Origin of the sequence: Bathymodiolus azoricus thioautotrophic gill symbiont (assembly GCF_001298715.1) — a bacterium.
Taxonomy (GTDB): Bacteria; Pseudomonadota; Gammaproteobacteria; order PS1; family Pseudothioglobaceae; genus Thiodubiliella.
In genome coordinates this window covers 1-1,056 of record NZ_CDSC02000224.1, presented here as the reverse complement: position 1 = coordinate 1,056, position 1,056 = coordinate 1, and the positions used below count along the sequence as shown (strand labels likewise).

Annotated in this window: 1 protein-coding gene; it reads left to right on the top strand. The window is 32.9% G+C overall.

Features of this window, described 5'->3' with window-relative positions; all coding sequences use genetic code 11:
• Positions 1-589: 589 nt before the first annotated feature.
• Positions 590-1,056: hypothetical protein (locus tag BAZSYMA_RS04240; RefSeq protein WP_143243098.1), on the top strand; the 467-nt coding region annotated here is incomplete at its 3' end.

Here is a 1,056-nt window from a genome sequence, read left to right as displayed (position 1 = left end):
GGCTATCTTTGTGTCTAAGATTGTTAGACCATTACAGTTTTGTGGCAAGATGTTATGCTTGCTGGCAATCTGCGCCAAAGTGCTTTCATTTTGTAACAGCTCAAGAACTAATTTAGTCTTGAATGCTGATGAATAGTTTGTTCGTTTTTTACTCCGAATTGTTGGGTTAAGTTTAACTCGTTCGAAATAAGAAATCTTAATTTGTTGTCTTAAATTGTTGGGGTTTTATATTTGTGTTTTCACCCAATTGGTGAAACTGTTTTTTGGTTGAAATCATTATACCAGTTGGGGTTTTTGTGTTTTTTTGATTTCTATTTTTGGATTAGGGTATTTTTATGAATTATTTTGGGGCTTGTACAGCAGCCTCTTTCATTTCGCTCCACTTCTTGATATAATGCCTTTGTTCAAAGGTTAGTTGTTTATGCATAATTCACCTGTTTTCTTAAGCAAAAACCAAAGATTATAAACACTGGCTAATCTTTGAACCCAAATTCAAAGATTCAAAGATTGAATGTATTTTTGACTTTGACTTGACCTAAAGGGTCAAGTTAAAAATACATTCTTTGCGGTTAAACTAAGTGGTGCGTTTATGATGCAAATTTACAAAATAATAAAATTACATGCCTTAAGTTTGCTGTTTGTTGGCAGTTTTAATGTGTTAGGCACTGAATGTAAGATTAAAAATAAAGATTTAACATATGAAATCACATCATCAGTTTATTCATATTCAAATGCCACTAAAACTGGAAATTGTAGATGCAAAATAGGATATGAATTTAGGATTAACCCCGCTCTTCTTATGGAAAGATTATCAGTTACAGGAAAAGATAATTTATTTACAGAGCCATCCGGTTTAGAAAAAGGAAAGAAGTTACAGTGCGTTACACTAAAAGATGACACAGAACTATCGACAAATGATTGGGTCATACCTGTTTCCGTATTGTCTGCAGTGGTTATTGCTGTACCGATTAATTATCTTATATTCAAGAGATTAGAATCGTCGAGCAACACCCCAAATACAATTGAAATGCTTGATCGTCATCTACTTCCAGAAAA